The organism is Bacillus sp. CD3-5, from assembly GCF_006349665.1.
GTDB lineage: Bacteria > Bacillota > Bacilli > Bacillales > Bacillaceae_G > Bacillus_A > Bacillus_A paranthracis.
In genome coordinates this window covers 529,638-546,407 of record NZ_VEPX01000001.1, presented here as the reverse complement: position 1 = coordinate 546,407, position 16,770 = coordinate 529,638, and the positions used below count along the sequence as shown (strand labels likewise).

Below are 16,770 nucleotides of genomic sequence, written 5' to 3'. Positions count from 1 at the left end.
TTCATTATCTAACTTCTAGAAAATAAAAATTTCTCACATATTAACAAAGCGTCTCATTCCCTAGTTTCCAGCTAAACCATCTCCCATGCCCTTCCGTTTCTCCAACCGTTTCACGATATTCGTTTCCGTTAATATAATAATCAATATGAAGGTCCCGGTCCCACATGTTGTTATAAAGGTGGAATACATCACGTTTTGCGCCAATTTCTTGTATTTGTTTTTCTAACTTATGTTTTACTTGTTCTAGTATTTGATTTGCGACGTGTGTATGGAAAATGCAGATAACAGCATCTTCACTTATTCGTTCAATAATAGCTGGTAATAACTCTACACCGTCTCCTTCTATTAATTGAACTGATTTATTTTTCACTAAAGATGCAGCTTGGTCAAATAGTTCAAGCCTTTCTTTATGTTCTGGCCAAATGAGTGCACGTAGCCATAAATAATCTTCGTCACTATGTAAATCATTTACATGTAAATCTAGTCCGATTCTTTCTAAGACAGGTGGACTTTCTTTTAAAAGCTGAGGCACATTCTCCCCTCTTATTTCAGAAGTTACATGTACATTCGAATTTATATTTCCGTAACTTTCATCTGTACCGTACGAATAGCTATATTGGTCCCAAAATAGTTGTAATCCAGAACTTGTCCCAATTTCTATTAAAGCTAACGGTTTATTCACTTTGTTAAATATGTAATTGAAACTTGGATATAAGTACGCACATCGTCTTACTTCATTCGTTTGAACAAGTTTCGTTTGTAATAAAGTAATGATTTCCTCTCTGTACATTTTACAGAAATCTTTAAAATGAGCAAAAGCTTGATCTAAATCCGTATTAGCACTTTCAACTAAGCTACTATAATACGTTTTCAGATGATGTTCTTTCCCTGCTAGTAATAAATAATGTACGGCACCTAATAATAAGTTTGGGACTGGTTGACCTGCTTGAGCGTAGGAAGATAGTGTAAGTACTTCCTCATCTTCAGCTATTTTTATTGCTAAGTATTCATATAAGTCACTTGACCCTTTACATTCCTTTATTGAAAAATTTCGAAATAAGTTTGCGATTTGTTCTTGTGTACGCATGTGTATCCCTCCTTTTAACTTTCAGAATAATCATACAATAAACAGAGCAAAAAATTCCACAAAAAGGTATCCTTTCTACCCGCTTTTGGATACGTAAGCTTTTTCGAGATAATTTCAAACTGTAATTTTTTTCTATTTATCACCTTAAAAGAGCTTGTTAAATAAGATTTTTTGGCGAATAAAACGTTAAATAGTTTAAAATTATCAGATAACACTAGATATTTTAGTCTATTAATTATTATAATAGAGTATGAGATGGTTATACAATTGAGACAAAAAAGGTAAATACCTAGGTGGGGCCTAGGCGGTGTTTTCTTTTTACGGCTTAGACACAGTAAACACCTACTCTTTTTTGCCAATATAGGGGATGGAGAGATTATCATGAGCAACATGCAGCAAAAAACAGACGTTATCTTAATTGGTGCAGGAATTATGAGTGCAACGTTAGGCTCATTACTAAAAGAATTAGCACCAGAATGGGAAATTAAAGTTTTTGAAAAACTCGCAAGTGCCGGGGAAGAAAGCTCTAATGAATGGAATAATGCAGGTACAGGGCATTCTGCGCTATGCGAACTGAACTATACTTCCGAAAAATCTGACGGATCTATAGATATTAGTAAGGCTGTAAAAGTGAATGAGCAATTCCAGCTTTCAAGACAATTTTGGGCATATCTTGTAAAAAGCAAATTAATTCGTAATCCACAAGATTTTATTATGCCTCTACCTCATATGAGTTTAGTACAAGGTGAAAAAAATGTGCAGTTTCTAAAAAACCGTTTTGAAGCGCTTTCAAAAAATCCACTGTTTCAAGGAATGGAGTTTTCCGATTCTCCTGAAACATTAAAAAAATGGCTTCCACTCATTATGGAAGGTCGTACATCTAATGAGCCTATGGCGGCAACGAAAATTGACTCTGGAACAGATGTTAACTTTGGTGCATTAACACGAATGTTGTTTGATTACTTAAAAACGAAAAATGTCGAGCTAAACTACAAACATAGTGTCGAAAACATTAAACGCACGAAAAATGGTTTGTGGGAAGTGAAAGTACACGATATGAATAGTGGTAAAATTGAGCATCACACTGCTAAATTCGTCTTTATCGGCGGCGGTGGCGGTAGCCTACCCCTACTTCAAAAGACTGGTATCCCTGAATCAAAACATATTGGTGGATTCCCGGTAAGTGGACTATTTATGGTATGTAAAAACCAAAAAGTTGTAGAGCAACATCATGCGAAAGTATACGGTAAAGCTAAAGTTGGCGCTCCGCCAATGTCTGTACCTCACCTTGATACGAGATATATAGACAATAAAAAAGCTTTATTGTTCGGACCGTTCGCAGGGTTCTCACCTAAATTCTTAAAAACTGGCTCAAACCTTGACTTAATCGGTTCTGTAAAGCCGAATAACGTCTTAACGATGTTAGCTGCTGGTGTAAAAGAAATGGGATTAACAAAATACTTAATTCAGCAAGTTATGTTATCACATGAAAAACGTATGGAAGAATTACGCGAATTCATTCCGAACGCAAAAAGTGAAGATTGGGATATTGTAGTTGCTGGTCAGCGTGTACAAGTAATTAAAGATACTGATGCTGGCGGTAAAGGAACACTTCAATTCGGTACAGAAGTTGTTAGTGCGGCTGATGGATCAATCGCAGCGTTACTAGGTGCATCACCGGGTGCTTCTACTGCCGTTCATGTTATGCTTGAAGTATTAGAAAAATGTTTCCCAAGCCGAATGGTAGAATGGGAAGGAAAAATAAAAGAAATGATTCCTTCTTACGGCATTTCATTAACAGAAAATCCAAGATTGTTCCAAGACCTTCACACTTCTACAGGTCGTACACTTGGATTAAATGAAAAAGAAACAGTTCATAATTAATGAAGAAATAAAAACGTCCGAATATATCGGACGTTTTTTGTTACTAAAAATTATATTTATCAATATTATCCTTTGTAAATACGACTCGTTCTGGTAGTACGATAATTCCGTTTCCCTCTGCCTCATAATCATATCCTTGAATGGAGTTTGGCTCTACTTTCACTTTTCCAATTCCTTTTACTTCAAAGCTATCCCCTACTTTTAACTTCTTCCCTTTTACAACAATTTCATTTGCTACATAAGTTGCGAGTGCACCTTGTTGTTTTACGTCCCATAACCCGAATTGTTGTACAGTTCCTCGTTTTACGTAATCACGCATAACATTTGGTGTAGAGAAGCCAGTTACGACAACCTTTTTATCCATTTTTAAATTTTCAGCTGCTTGTGCCATTGCCGGAAGTGCCGTTGCATCTGGACAAATGACTGCATTAATATCAGGATACGTTTTTAAAATATTCTCCCCTACTGACAGAGACTTTTGCGCATTATTTTCACCGTACTGCGTCGTTACAATTTCCCAGTTCGGATATTTCTCTTTAATAATTTCTTTCGCTTTCGTTACCCATTGGTTTTGATCTGTTACTGTTGGGCTAGAATAAAAAAATGCTACTTTCCCTTTATCTCCAATTTGCTTGGAAGTCATTTCAATTAATAAGTTAGCAAGTTGGTCTGGTGTTCCTTGGCTTATATAAAAGGAACGATCTTTCGGATTTACATCAGAATCCCAAGTTAACACAGTCATACCTTTTTTCTTAGCACGTTGCAGTGATTGCGATAAACCATCAACTGACGTTGAAGAAACCATAAGTGCATCATAGTTTTGGTTAATGAAATTGTTTATATATTTTACTTGCCCAGAAACACTTGCTTCAGAGGGGCCATCATATTTCACTTGTACGCCTAGTTTATCTCCCATCTCTTTTGCTCCTTCACCACCTGATGTAAAGAATCCAACTCCTGTTAGTTTCGGGATAAATGCAAATTTCACATCATCCGCTTTTTTCTTATCTGCGGTTTGACTAGAACAGGCGATTAAACCGATTAAACAAATACATACAATGAATACAATCCCTAGTTTTCTCTTCATGACATTTCCCCCTTATGCAAATTCTTTCTTTTCCCCAGTGTGAATTGATGTAATTTGAAATGTCTCATAATAACTGAAAGAATAAGGATAATACCAATTACTACGTTGGATTGTTCATTTGTTAAACCCGTCATTTGCAAGCCATACTGCATGAGTCCAATGAAAATACTCGCCAGTACAGTACCGATAATGCTTCCTTTTCCCCCTGTAATAAGTGTCCCGCCTAATACGACTGCCGTAATGATTGGTAAAATTGTTTCACTTCCCATATCAGCACGTGCCGAACCGAAATAGGCAGTTAAGAAAGCCCCCCCTAATCCACCTCCTAACCCGGAAAGCATGTAAGCAATGATGACTACTTTCTTCGTCTTAATCCCGGTGTATTTTGCTGCATTTTCGTTCGCACCTGTTAATTTTATATGGCGTCCGTATATAGTTCGGTGAAATAATACAGCACATAAAACTGTTAATACGATCAGTAGCCATAATAAATTCGGTATTCCTATAAAATTACCGCTTGCCAGTTGTACAAATGCGTCAGGTAAACCACTTATCCCTTCATACCCAGAAGCACCTGCTCCTCCTGAAATGACGAGTGCAATTCCTCCGTATAAAAACATCGTGCCGAGTGTAACGACGAGTGGTTCTACATCTGTCATTTTTATAATGAGTCCATTTATAGCGCCTGCTAAACAACTAATTATTAGGGCGATTATGACAGCAAACAAAATAGATATTCCGTTCATCCAAAGTACACCGATTAAGATCGAAGTGAGACCCATTATTGAGCCGACTGATACATCAATTCCTCCTGTTACTATAACGAAAGTCATTGGTATCGCCGCAATTGCGATAAATAGGAAATCATTTGTACTAAAAAGGAGATTACTAATATTAAAGAAATTACTATTTATAAAACTAAAGAGAATAAATTCTAAAAGAAGTAATACGATTAGAACACCTTCCCATCTGTATACATACTTCATAGATTCATCCTCCTTTCTGCCTTCCACTTTTTCATAACGCTATCTAATATGACGATTAGCAATAATAAGAAACCTGAAATAGCATTATTCCAAAATGCTGGTATTTTTAAAAAGACGAGTGAACTGCTTATTGTTTCTAAAAATAATGCTCCTAATGCAGCTCCAAATAAAGATCCTGTTCCTCCTTTTAAATGAATGCCTCCTAGTACAGCGGCTGCGATTACTTGTAATTCTAATCCTGTACCAGTTTGATTTGGAATGAACCCGATATTCATAACAAATATGCAACCAGCGAGTGCAGCACTTATGCCTGAAATTATAAACGCACATATCTTCACTTTATTAACAGGTATACCAATAAGTCTCGCACCATCTTCATTATCACCTACTGCATAAAAGTATCTTCCAAATGGCACTTTCCTTAAAAAGAAGTATAGTAGTAGTAAAATAATAAGAACGAACCATACAGTTATAGGTAAACCAAGAATGACGATAGATGACAGCTGCTTAAAATCGTGTGGAATATCTTCAATCCACTTCCCGCCTGTGAAAATTAACATGGCACCTCTAATAATTCCTAACATGCCTAATGTCATAATAATGGCTGGTACCCGAAACTTCGCAACGCCAACCCCGTTTACGAAACCGATAATAGTGCCAAGTGTAATAGCAGCAAATATCGACAAGGATGCACTATACTCATTCGTTAGCAACATTCCGCAAACTGCTGCGCTTAATCCCATAATTGAACCAACTGATACATCTATATTTTTCGTAAATAAGACGAACGATTGGCCAATTGCTAGCACGACTAAAATAACGCTTGATTTCATCAGTAAAGATAACGAGTTAAATTGAATAAAACTAGGGTTTATTATTCCTACAATAGCTATATACATTAGTAGTAACAGTATGATAGACGTTTCATGCATTTTTAACATGCGTTTCATTCCGCTACACCTCCGTATGCAAGGCGTGTAACTTCATTCACACTTAGTTGTTCTTTTTCCATATGAGAAACAAATCGTCCATTTCTCATTACATATACACGGTTTACTAATTGAACAATTTCTTCAACATCTGAAGAGATTAATAAAATTGCGAGTCCTTCCCTTTTCATTTTTTCGATCGTCTCATACACTTCAATCCTTGCTTTCGCATCAATTCCACGAGTCGGCTCATCCAGAATAATAACTTTAGGCTTGCATGCGAGATACTTTGCAAGCACGACCTTCTGCTGATTACCTCCTGATAAAGATGCCAGTTCTTCATTCATATCCTGTACAACAATTCGGAACTGTTCTATAAACGAATTAACTAAAGCGCTTTCTTTTTCTTGATTTATAAAAAAGCGATTATTTTGCTGTAAACTTGCTGCTGCAATATTTTCTTTAACAGAAGCCATTGAGAAAATTCCATTCCTCGCCCTATCCTCCGGCACATAAACTAATCCTTCGCCTAGCCTTTTATGCAAAGAACATGTATCAATTGATTTCCCATCTAATAAAATAGACCCTGTTTTTACAGTTTTCAATCCAAATATCGCTTCTGCTAATTCCGTTCTGCCCGATCCAACAATGCCAGCAATACCTACAATCTCACCAGCATGTATAGTGAATGATATATTTTCGAATGCGTGACCATTTATATCAATCACTTCTAATATTTTTTTCATCCTTGTGGTCTCTTGAACTACTTCTATTTTCTCTTTCTGTTTATACCCTTTTGGCAATAGTCCCTCCATCAGCATGTCATATGTATAGTCACATACATCTCCTTGACTTACAATCATTCCATCTCGTAATATTGCTACTTTGTTGGCAATTTCAAAGATTTCTGGAAAACGATGCGTAATATAAATCATCCCAATTCCTTTTTCTTGTAAACTTTTCATCAACACAAAAAGACTCTTAATTTCGTGAGTTGTTAATGTCGATGTTGGCTCATCTAGAATAAGAATCTCAGCTTCTCGTATTAATCCTCTAACAATTTCTACTAACTGTTGTTGCGCAATCGATAATGATCCTCCTAGTTCATTAAGGTCAATATCCCATCCTAGGCTGCTAATCAATTGCTGAATCTGTACTCTTAATTTCTTTTTCTTTTCTTTTAACCCGATACATATATTTTCTTCAATAGTCATATGCGGAAAAATGAGTGGTTCTTGCGGTATTAAATACATACCTTTTCGGTGTGCTTCTGACGGATTTGAAAACTGTTGCTTCGTTCCTTTTACATACATTTCTCCATCATCATACGAATATAACCCCGTTAATATTTTCATTAATGTTGATTTCCCGGCACCATTCCCTCCAACTAAAGCGTATATATCTCCGCGCTCTACTTGAATGTTCACTTCTTTTAATACAAGTTGATTTAAAAATGCCTTACTCATTTTTTTTACTTGTAATAAAGGTGCGTTCTCCACATGCTGTCACCTGCCTTTATACAGAACATTTTTTGAGAAAATGATTATTTGTTCTACTTGTTTTGTAGCATTGTATATTCCTTTTTTTATATCTAGAACACTTTTTTCTACGTACTATTAATCGCTTCAACTGGAATAAACAAAATATATGGTACATATGTTTAAGCTGTGGTCAATTGTTGAAAGGGATGAAGAGTATGACACAGCTGAACTTTGAAGAAAATTTATTAACGAAAGTAGCTTGGTACTATTACAAAGACCAATTAACACAACAAGAGATTGCTTCACTTCTTCACATTTCAAGAAATAAAGTTGTTCGGTTATTAGAGAAGGCGCGGAGTGAAGGTATCGTTACATTTCACGTAAAAGGGACTGGTTTGCACTGTTTAAGTATTGAGCGTGACTTAATGAAAAAATTCCACTTAAAAGATGCTTTTATTATCCCGACCCCAGTAAACAATTATCACGATTCTCTCGGAAAAGCTGCTGCACAATATTTAGAAACTCAGCTCCAGCAAGGAGATTTACTCGGTATTGGCTGGGGAGAAACAATTAGCAAAATGCTAGAAAACATTCATTTCGAAAGTTCTATTAATCTCTCAATCGTAACGTTAACAGGCGGAGTAAATCACTATCTCCCGAGAAAACAAAACTATTTACATTACATGCAAGGCGATCTTCACATTATCCCTACGCCGTTTCTAGCGTCTACAACCGAAATGGCGCAAAGTATTCTATCAGAACCGAGCGTAAAAGATATGCTTCATGTCGCTTCACTTGCTCATACGGCTGTTGTTGGGATTGGTGGGCTATCTCAAGACGCTACGATTGTAAAAAAAGAAAAATTAACTTTACGTGAGATGACATATATTCGTAGTCAAAACGGTGCTGGCGATATTTTAGGACAGTTTTATGATACAAATGGCGATTTATTAGAGCTCTCGCATCACAATCGTCTAATTGGCACGTCCCTCTCTGTTTTGCGCAATATGAAGCATGTCGTCGGTGTTGCTGGAGGTACTGAAAAGATAGATGCAATTTATGGTGCCTTAAAAGGAAAGTTTATTCATACATTAATTACCGATGAGGAAACTGCCCTCTCCTTATTACGAAAGGATGGTGATTGTTAATGTCCAATTTATTAGCTTTCGATGCTGGTACGGGAAGCATACGAGCAGTTCTTTTTGATTTACAGGGTAATCAAATTGCAGTAAGTCAAAGAGAATGGATTCATAAATCTGACCCTCGTTATTCAGGCTCTATGAACTTTGATGTAATAGAAAATTGGAAGCTTGTACAACAATGCACGAAAGAAGTTTTACAAAGAAGTAATATCTCGCCCTCTTCCATTCAAGCTATTAGCGCTACTAGTATGCGAGAAGGTTTTGTTTTATATGATAAAAATGGGCAAGAAATATGGGCGTGTGCAAATGTTGATGGGCGTGCATCCGCGGAGGTTAGTGAACTAAAAGAAATTCGGTCACATCTTGAAAAAGATTTATATACAAAGTCTCGGCAAACTTTTTCATTAGGTGCTTTACCTCGCCTACTTTGGATAAAAAAACATGAACCCGACGTCTATAATTCTATTCACTCTTTTACAATGTTAAACGATTGGATTTTATATAAACTAAGCGGCGTGCTGCAAATTGATCCTTCAAACGGTTGTACGTCTGGAATCTTTGATTTACAAAATAGAAATTGGGATAACGATGTAGCTAAAGAGTGTGGTATAACTTTACTATTTTCACCAAAAGTAAATGAAGCTGGCACTGTGATTGGTAATGTTACAAAAGAATGTGCAGCATTAACTGGATTACGTGAAGGAATTCCTGTCGTAGCCGGGGGCGGAGATGCTCAAATGGCATCACTCGGAACTGGAGTCGTGAAACCGAATCAAACATTAATATGCGGAGGTAGTTTTTGGCAACAAGAAGTGAATGTTACTGAGCCAATACCAGATCCACAAGCTGCGATTCGTATAAATTGTCACGTCGTACGTAACCTATGGCAATACGAAACGATTGCCTTTTTCCCAGGCCTCGTTATGCGCTGGTTTCGAGACGCTTTTTGCCAAGAGGAAAAGAAACTTGCTGACAAACTCGGTGTAGATGCTTATGAATTATTAGAAGAACAAGCGAAAGACGTACCTGTCGGCTCACATGGCATTATCCCTACTTTTTCAAACGTTATGAACTACATTTCTTGGCGTCATGCCGCACCTTCTTTTTTAAATTTAAGTTTAGATGCAGACAAATGCGGAAAAAAAGAACTGTTCCGTGCTATTGAGGAAAATGCTGCCTTCGTTACACTTGGCAATTTAAAATTAATAGAAAATCTCACAGGAACATTCCCTTCTGAAGTCATTTTTGCTGGTGGTGCCGCTAAAGGAAAACTATGGCCACAAATTTTATCAGACGTCCTTGGTATTCCTGTAAAAGTACCTGTTGTGAAAGAAGCAGCTGCTTTAGGAACTGCGATTGCTGCAGGAGTTGGTGCTGGCATATATGCATCTATGGAAGAGACTGCCGAAGAGTTTGTACAGTGGGAGCAAACATTCGAACCAGTTACTGAAAATCACGAACTATATAAAGAGTTCTATGAAACATGGAAAACTGTATATGACAGTCAGCTCGCTTTAGCTGATAAAGGGCTCACTTCACATATGTGGATTGCGCCTGGTGCACTGTAACACATTACATAAAGGAGTGGAATGTATGTTAAAAGCGAATGAAAATGACTTCTCCTATCGCTTCGGTGATAACGGGCCGAAATATTTAATACAAGGTCCGAATATTGATCTTGGCCTTGTTGTTATTCAGCCTGGTCAGGAGTTTCAAAACCATTATCATACGACGTGCGAAGAGGTCTTCTATGCATTAGAAGGTGAAATAGATTTCTATGTAAATAACGAAAGAGTTCCAATGAAACAAGGTGATGTCCTGCAAGTTCGTCCTCATGAATCTCACTATCTTATTAACCATTCTGACAAACCTTTTAAAGCGGTTTTTATAAAGTCACCACATTTACCAAATAAAGATACCGTTCAAACGGAAAATCCAACATTAACGAAGGAGTGATTTTGAATGACTTGGGGATTTAAAAATCGATTAAATACAATTTTACCTGATGGCAGAGCGGTTATGTTAGCGATAGATCACGGCTACTTTTTAGGACCAATTCACGGGCTTGAACAACCACTTGAAACAGTTAAAAACTTGCTTCCTTATACGGATTCTCTCTTTTTAACGCGAGGTGTACTTAGCTCATGCATTCCTGAAAATTGCAGTACACCGATGGTTATGCGTGTATCAGGCGGAGCTACTGTCGTCGGTAAAGACTTAGCGAATGAAACAATTGTTACCCCTGTAAAAGAAGCAGTAAAACAAAATGCAATTGGCGTCGGTGTATCTGTTTTCGTCGGATCAGACTATGAAACACAAACAGTTACAAATCTCGCAAATGTAGTTTCAGAAGCACACAATTATGGTCTGCCAGTACTCGGCATTACCGCAGTTGCAAAAGAACTGCAAAAACGTGAAGCTCGCTTTTTAGCACTTGCTTCCCGTGTATGCGTTGAAATGGGTGCTGACATTATTAAAACGTATTACTGCGAAGGATTCGAAAAAATTACAAGCACTTGCCCTGCCCCAGTCGTCATTGCTGGTGGACCAAAACTAGATTCAATTGAAGACGCATTAAACATTACGTACAACGCACTGCAAGAAGGTGCAATCGGCGTAGATATGGGCCGCAACATATGGCAATCCGAACATCCAGCTGCGATGATTCAAGCGATACATGGTATCGTGAAAAATGGATTGAATGTGAAAGAGGCATTGGAATTATATAATGATGTGAAAAATTAAGATGCGAGATAGACTATTACACTTAAATAAATAAAAAATCAAGATTTACTATAAGGAAAAGCCCATACCTAACATATGGGCTTTCTTTGACATTTCTTATTATTTCAAATTTGGCCAGGTCTCTACAGATCGCGCACATTCCAAACAATCTCACCGCGTTCGCCAAACGTACGATGATGCCGCTTAAATCCTAACTTCTCTAACACCCGAAAAGACGCAGTATTCCAAGCGCCTACAGTAGACCATAGTCTTTTGCGCCCCGTAGCAATCGCAGCCTCCAATACCGCTGATGCTGCCTCTGTCGCATAACCCATGCGATGAGCACTACGGAACAACTCGTATGCAATCTCCGGCTCTTCAAGCGTGGAACGACCGATAATTAAGCCACAGTAACCGATGAAATCTCCTTCGTCTCGTCTACGAATAGTGAGAAGAGAAATGCCATTTTCAACTGCTATCTTGCGCTTCTCAATAAGATCGTTACGAACAGATTCAACGGTTGGCATTTCCACTCCACGTTCACCAATTAGTTCTCTAAGCCAGACTGCATCGGATTCCTCCCACATATTCAGGTCGAGTCGTTCCGTTCTTAGCTGGAACGCCATATCTTTAAAAACAGCTGTCATAGCGGTAACCTCCTATTAATTTCACTGTACTACTAATAGTTTCGTACTTTACCATATGGGATACCTGCTTGATTCATACATTATTATTATTTTATGCATAAGCAATTTCTTTGCAAAATAGAACTTGTTTTCAAACTTCATTTTAAGTCTACAATATTTGATTTATAAATGATTTTAAATTAACACTTAATACTTATATTTAAAAATGTATTGCCCTTTCTTTTTTTGTTAAAATAAAGAAAAGGAGGAATGATTATGCAACGAATGAATTTTGAACGCCCTACTGATTATTACGATGAAAGATTATATACTATCGATGAAAAAATTTGTGCCCTATTAAAAGAACGGAAAGAACTTTCAGGTGGTGATCCAGGTTTTCCACATGATGAAGCTATTTATAAATGGGCAAAGCAATACGGATTTTATCCAGATTATCTAAATTCACTTTTCTCATCCATGATGGACGAAGGGGAATTTAAACCTCGCGTTGAACCAACTGCATTCCAAAAACATATACCGGTTTTTAAAACATATGAACATAATGGTATCATGTATACGGTAACTTTTATTCGGCAATACGCAAATGCTAGTGTAGTTTATTTATATAGCGATTGGGATTCCACTGATGAAGTTTTCAATGAAAATAAGCCTCATAGTTTCTTCCAATTATCAATAGATAATACATATGACTGCTGGCCAGAAGGTGGTGGCGGCACTGATGGACATTTTAGTCATCATTTCGTTATATCTCCTGCCCTTCCTGAGAATTCGTCTGGAATAAGCTTACGATTTAAAGAACTCAATATGCCGTTTAGGAAAGATCAAGCTGTGCTTGAATTTGAGATTCAATTGGATTAAAAAGAGCGTAATCTAGCTGGAAATTAGACTAGATTACGCTCTTTTAGTTGCTAGTTATGTAGTATATGAAATTTATATCAACGATTTTCCCAATATATAGGCTCTTAGAAACGAGATATCGATTTACCAACAACATTAGACACTATTATTTATGTAACACCCACTCCATTAACACGATTGCCGATTCAATACGTTCTTTCGTATCCCCTAAAAATAATTTATGAAGGAATGCTTTCAAATGAATTGGCTTATTCGGCAGCGTTTGAATATACCTTAAAACAGATCCCGCTGGCGGTGTAGGTTTATTATTAATAGCCCATATCCCTTCTAACAATGTCCAAGTTGAAGTATGAACGATGTATGAAGCTTTTAACTCATCATTTGCTTTCAAAGCAGACTGAATTTTAATGAGCGAACTATGTAACCAATGAGAAATACTTTTCACTTTGTCGCTAGAAACACGATAGTTTTCAAATTCATATGCAGCTATTTCCTTTAACTTTTTTAGCTCACCGCTTTTATCAAACAAAATTTCCCCTTCTAAAAATGAGTATAGTTCCATCGGATTGTTTTGAAAGTTTACTAGTATTTGATTAACACCCGCATACTTATATTCAACTAAAATTTCTTCTCTCGTTTCAGAATGAAACTTCTTCTTTTGTCCGTCTTCTAAAAGAATATATAAGTCTAAATCCGAATCAGGATATGCATCACCTCTTGCGACAGAACCGATAAGCATACATCCAGTTACCTTATCTATTGATAAGATTTCAGCTACTATTGTTTGCACTAATTTTTTATGTTGTTCATGTTTAATAGATGTCTGTGCTTCTAACATTTGTAACCTCCAAACATTTTTTTCACTTCATTTACCTCCATTTAACGAAACAATAAAACATATATCACATCCATATTTTACTATAAATCAAAAAAGAGGATATTTGTTTATTCCTAAACAAATATCCTCTACCTTTACATACATATATATTACGACTGTTGATAAGCCGCTTTCGATGATTTTACATAATAAACTGCGTGATCAACGTTAATGATATGATCTGGTTTTGGTTTCCCACGACTCGCTCTATGCCCTGCTAAATGTTCTTCGCTTGTTTCCCAGTTTTTCCATGCTTCTTCAGATTCCCAGCGAATCATAACGACAACTTCTTCGTCGCCGCGTCTTACTTTTTTCACAAGAACACTCAAGTCGATGAAGCCTTCAAATTTTTCAATAATACCTTCGCCAGTGAAACGTTCTACAACTATATTTGATGTACCTTCTTTGACTGTAAATGTTTTCGTTTCGATAAACATATATTCCACTCCCTCTTTTTAATACGAATACTAGTATTCTTCTATTATAGTTGATTATGATAATTATTTTCAATTAAAAAGTTTTAATTGTTTGAATTATGCTATTTTCTCTTCAACAGCTTCATCTAAAAATTTGAAATATGGAAGGAATATTCCTATTAAAGAAGTAACACATATAATCGCACCGATGATAAAGTAAAGTGATCTTACTCCCCACATTTCACTTAGTATGCCTCCTAATAACACACCTAACGGCATAGCGGATCGTATGAAAAATAAACGCACTGAAAATATTTGTCCTATCATATTGTTTGGTACTGTTTGTTGGCATATTGTTGTGTTATGAACATTGAAAAATGAAATACAAATCCCTGCTATTACTTCAACTATTATTGCAATGATAATGCTATGATTGAACCCTAGAGAAATGTATGTTAGTCCTCCTATAAACAATCCACCAAGCATGAGTATACGCCGGCTTTTATATGTTACTTTTCCGACTAGTATTGATCCAATTACATAGCCAAACGGGAAACCGGCCATAAAATAACCAAACTCCGCATACCCTGCTGACAGCTCATCTTTTATATAAGGAAGGTTTGTAACTAGCGTAACCCCAACTCCAAATTGCACGAAAGTAAGAAAGACACTGAGCCAAACGATAACTGGTTTTGTGAAAAAATATGTAAAACCGTGAAGAAACTGTTCTAGCCACGTTTTCCGAATGGATTGTGTTGTTCGCTTTTCTTTTATATAAAGTAAAAAAGCGCCACTAACAAATAGACAAATACATACGAAAGATAGTGTAAGTTCTACTCCAATCAAATGAATGGCCACTCCGCCTAATATTGGTCCAAGAAACATCATAAGTCGAGCCATCCCATCAATATATGCATTTGCGTCTTGAAGTTGTTCTTCATTTACAATGCTCGGTGTAATTGCTTGACTTGCAGGTGTATACAGCGGCGTAATAAGCCCGATTATAATTTGTACGATATACACATGCCAAACTTCTATACTACTAGTAAGTAACATGACTAACGGTAGTAAGAAAACGGAAGCTCGCACCCATTGCGAAAATATCATAATCCACTTCCGGCTCCATTTATCAATAAATGGGCCACTTATTAATTGCAATATGAGTGATGGGATGAAATATAATAACCACATACTACTTAAAGCCATTTCTGACCCTGTTAACTCATATACTAGAATTGAATTACACAACGTTCCGAAAGCCCCTCCTAATTCAGAGATTGCACTACCAATCCACATAAAAAAGAACGAACGATTTTTCAATATATTTTTCAATTTCACACACCAACTTTTCTTTTATATTCCTCCCTTTATGTACATTCTCGTTGTTAATTATCTATTCAAAAACATATCTAATTCTTTCGCTAAAGACTGTACTGCTTTCTTTCTTAATACATATTTTCCGTCATGTATATCCACTAACTTCGCCGCACGTAACAATTTCAAATGATGGTGTACAGTAGATTTACCAAGTTGCAGTCTTTCTGTAATTTCCTGCAATGTTCGTTCTTTTTCGAACAACATTTTTACAATTCGTAACCTCGCTTCATCTCCAAGAACTTTATGCTTTTGAACTAAAAAATAATTGGGTTCATATGGATCTTCAGGATGGATACTTTCGTTTGCAACTGGGTAATGAAATACTTTCGTATCTTCAATATCCGCTTCAATATTCCAAGGCCTGTACGTCATTTGCGGGATAAGAAGCACGTAATGAACACTTGGTTCTGGCATATAATGAACGCCACCTGTAGCCCACTCGACAAACTCTTCTGGTTTCATCTTTTTATTCATTTCAACCTTTGCTTCATAATCTCGTTTTAATATAGAACGTATTTCTTCTTCCTTTTTTTGAATAACGCTCTCATACCATCCTGTCATAACAGCAATTAAATGGGCTTTCAGCACTTGTACATCAACATCGCATATAAAACGAATATAAGTAGAGAAAAACTGATGATCTTTTGTCAGTTCCATTAGTTCATGTATTGCATTTACATCTTTACTTGCGGCTAAACGTCTTTTCTCTTCATACTTCTCCCCTAAAAACGGTAAACATATATACTTCAAATCTACTTCTGAAAGTGAATCGATTGTAGTATGAAACTGCGATACATCGTGAAAATCTTCTTCATACAACAACTGAAGCAATGCTTTCCACGTATTATGTTCTTCGACAAATTGTAAGTGCTCTCTCATTTCTTCTGTTAATGATTTCTTAATTTCTTCCCATTCATTTTGGCTCTTTTCAAGAGTATCAATTAACCGCTTATGAGTAATCGCAGCAATGCCAAGCGCACATTCGAAAAGTATCGAATATTTCACTTGAACGTTATAAGTTTCCCTCTTTCTACTCGTTATGTGATAGACCTCCATTTTTATCCCTCCTTGTTTGCTATATATTAAATTCTATTTTTATCGAATTTTGCCTTCTATATTTTTAGAATTATATTAAAATTTTAAAAATACTCTAATCAATAAGCAAATAGAAAAGGTTTATACTCTTTTTCATTCTGACTCAATGAAAATCTTGATTATTAACGGCCCTGTTATACGTTGCATTTCCTTCTCTTGTTCAGCTATTGAGAAGGTTTA

16 protein-coding genes are annotated in these 16,770 nt (G+C 36.4%); 6 read left to right on the top strand and 10 right to left on the bottom strand.

From position 1 onward, the window contains the following. Positions 1–40: 40 nt before the first annotated feature. Positions 41–1,087 carry a DUF2332 domain-containing protein gene (locus FH036_RS02775; RefSeq protein ID WP_139895301.1) on the bottom strand — a complete coding sequence of 349 codons (1,047 nt, stop codon included), beginning with the start codon at positions 1,085–1,087 and terminating at the stop codon, positions 41–43. 381 nt (positions 1,088–1,468) lie between these two features. On the opposite strand from FH036_RS02775, the gene FH036_RS02765 reads away from it, so the two are divergent. Beyond that, complete coding sequence (locus FH036_RS02765; RefSeq protein WP_000069168.1) at positions 1,469–2,971, top strand: malate:quinone oxidoreductase; 1,503 nt, start codon at positions 1,469–1,471, stop codon at positions 2,969–2,971. Between the two features lie 43 nt (positions 2,972–3,014). Here FH036_RS02765 and lsrB read toward each other — a convergent pair whose 3' ends face one another. The 4 genes from lsrB to FH036_RS02745 are packed head-to-tail and all read right to left on the bottom strand — an operon-like array spanning position 3,015 to position 7,472. Further along, complete coding sequence (gene lsrB, locus FH036_RS02760) at positions 3,015–4,058, bottom strand: autoinducer 2 ABC transporter substrate-binding protein LsrB (RefSeq protein WP_000823631.1); 1,044 nt, start codon at positions 4,056–4,058, stop codon at positions 3,015–3,017. After that, a complete protein-coding gene (locus FH036_RS02755; protein WP_000878519.1) occupies positions 4,055–5,044 on the bottom strand; it encodes an ABC transporter permease in 990 nt (329 codons plus the stop codon). The genes lsrB and FH036_RS02755 overlap by 4 nt, the downstream gene beginning before the upstream one ends. After that, complete coding sequence (locus FH036_RS02750; RefSeq protein WP_000827503.1) at positions 5,041–5,994, bottom strand: ABC transporter permease subunit; 954 nt, start codon at positions 5,992–5,994, stop codon at positions 5,041–5,043. The genes FH036_RS02755 and FH036_RS02750 overlap by 4 nt, the downstream gene beginning before the upstream one ends. After that, positions 5,991–7,472 carry a sugar ABC transporter ATP-binding protein gene (locus tag FH036_RS02745; protein ID WP_000426488.1) on the bottom strand — a complete coding sequence of 494 codons (1,482 nt, stop codon included), beginning with the start codon at positions 7,470–7,472 and terminating at the stop codon, positions 5,991–5,993. Before FH036_RS02745 ends, FH036_RS02750 begins: the two co-directional genes overlap by 4 nt. 197 nt (positions 7,473–7,669) lie before the next feature. Between FH036_RS02745 and FH036_RS02740 the strand changes: the two genes are divergently transcribed. The 4 genes from FH036_RS02740 to lsrF are packed head-to-tail and all read left to right on the top strand — an operon-like array spanning position 7,670 to position 11,341. Next, positions 7,670–8,602 (top strand): sugar-binding transcriptional regulator, encoded by a 933-nt coding sequence (locus FH036_RS02740; RefSeq protein WP_000192724.1) that lies wholly within the window; start codon positions 7,670–7,672, stop codon positions 8,600–8,602. Next, positions 8,602–10,164, top strand: a complete 1,563-nt coding sequence (gene lsrK / locus FH036_RS02735) for an autoinducer-2 kinase (protein WP_139895299.1) — start codon at positions 8,602–8,604, stop codon at positions 10,162–10,164. Before FH036_RS02740 ends, lsrK begins: the two co-directional genes overlap by 1 nt. A gap of 25 nt (positions 10,165–10,189) precedes the next feature. Continuing rightward, complete coding sequence (locus FH036_RS02730) at positions 10,190–10,552, top strand: cupin domain-containing protein (RefSeq protein ID WP_000909989.1); 363 nt, start codon at positions 10,190–10,192, stop codon at positions 10,550–10,552. Between the two features lie 6 nt (positions 10,553–10,558). Further along, complete coding sequence (gene lsrF / locus FH036_RS02725; RefSeq protein WP_139895298.1) at positions 10,559–11,341, top strand: 3-hydroxy-5-phosphonooxypentane-2,4-dione thiolase; 783 nt, start codon at positions 10,559–10,561, stop codon at positions 11,339–11,341. Between the two features lie 122 nt (positions 11,342–11,463). Here lsrF and FH036_RS02720 read toward each other — a convergent pair whose 3' ends face one another. Continuing rightward, positions 11,464–11,967 carry a GNAT family N-acetyltransferase gene (locus tag FH036_RS02720; RefSeq protein WP_139895297.1) on the bottom strand — a complete coding sequence of 168 codons (504 nt, stop codon included), beginning with the start codon at positions 11,965–11,967 and terminating at the stop codon, positions 11,464–11,466. A 255-nt stretch (positions 11,968–12,222) separates the two neighbouring features. Here FH036_RS02720 and FH036_RS02715 point away from each other — a divergent pair, with 255 nt between their 5' ends. Further along, positions 12,223–12,825: a hypothetical protein gene (locus tag FH036_RS02715; RefSeq protein WP_044792865.1), complete on the top strand. Its 603-nt coding sequence runs from the start codon at positions 12,223–12,225 to the stop codon at positions 12,823–12,825. 145 nt (positions 12,826–12,970) lie between these two features. Here the strand turns inward: FH036_RS02715 and FH036_RS02710 are convergent, their stop codons facing one another. The 4 genes from FH036_RS02710 to FH036_RS02695 all read right to left on the bottom strand — a co-directional run bounded on the left by FH036_RS02710 (position 12,971) and on the right by FH036_RS02695 (position 16,551). Next, positions 12,971–13,663 (bottom strand): nucleotidyltransferase domain-containing protein, encoded by a 693-nt coding sequence (locus FH036_RS02710; RefSeq protein ID WP_139895296.1) that lies wholly within the window; start codon positions 13,661–13,663, stop codon positions 12,971–12,973. A gap of 149 nt (positions 13,664–13,812) precedes the next feature. After that, positions 13,813–14,139 (bottom strand): heme-degrading monooxygenase HmoA, encoded by a 327-nt coding sequence (gene hmoA / locus FH036_RS02705; RefSeq protein WP_000469503.1) that lies wholly within the window; start codon positions 14,137–14,139, stop codon positions 13,813–13,815. Positions 14,140–14,235: 96 nt separating this feature from the next. Further along, positions 14,236–15,450 (bottom strand): MFS transporter, encoded by a 1,215-nt coding sequence (locus FH036_RS02700; RefSeq protein WP_180358369.1) that lies wholly within the window; start codon positions 15,448–15,450, stop codon positions 14,236–14,238. 57 nt (positions 15,451–15,507) lie between these two features. Further along, entirely contained in the window at positions 15,508–16,551 is a 1,044-nt protein-coding gene (locus FH036_RS02695) for an ArsR/SmtB family transcription factor (protein WP_138321798.1), read from the bottom strand. Positions 16,552–16,770 lie beyond the last annotated feature (219 nt).